The organism is Sphingobium sp. FG11, assembly GCF_057809915.1.
In genome coordinates this window covers 1-435 of record NZ_JBMDKW010000048.1, presented here as the reverse complement: position 1 = coordinate 435, position 435 = coordinate 1, and the positions used below count along the sequence as shown (strand labels likewise).

2 protein-coding genes are annotated in these 435 nt (G+C 59.5%); both read left to right on the top strand.

Annotated elements, in window-relative coordinates; genetic code table 11:
• Positions 1 to 10: 10 nt before the first annotated feature.
• Positions 11 to 262, top strand: a complete 252-nt coding sequence (locus ACODSN_RS16415) for a GIY-YIG nuclease family protein (RefSeq protein ID WP_489056557.1) — start codon at positions 11 to 13, stop codon at positions 260 to 262.
• Positions 198 to 435: hypothetical protein (locus ACODSN_RS16410; protein ID WP_489056558.1), on the top strand; the 238-nt coding region annotated here is incomplete at its 3' end. The genes ACODSN_RS16415 and ACODSN_RS16410, both read left to right, overlap by 65 nt.

Genomic DNA, 435 nt, shown 5'->3' with positions numbered 1-435 from the left:
AATTGACGTGATGATGGCTGTCTACTTCATCTACCAATTGAGCACTGGCGAGCCGTTGCTGAAAATTGGACGCGCCAAGGACATTTATCAGCGCCGCGACGCGTTGCAGACCGGCAATCCGCATACGCTGGTGCTGGTCGGGTGGATTCAGTCCGATGCGGAAAGCCTCCTTGAGGCACAGTTGCACCGCAAGCATCATGCGCGCCGGCCGCGATGGCTTCGTCGCGGGACACGCCGACGCATTCGAAGTCATCGGCCATGATCGGGACGCCGTCCCTGAATATCTCGGCGTCTGGGAATGGGCGGATCTCGAACTCGAGGAATGCTGTCCATTTTGCGGCGCAATGTACGGGATGCATTTCCAGGAGGCGTCCCAGGCTTATCACTGCATCAGCTGCGGGCGCCTGGGGCCGGACTTCATCCAAGCTGGCGACA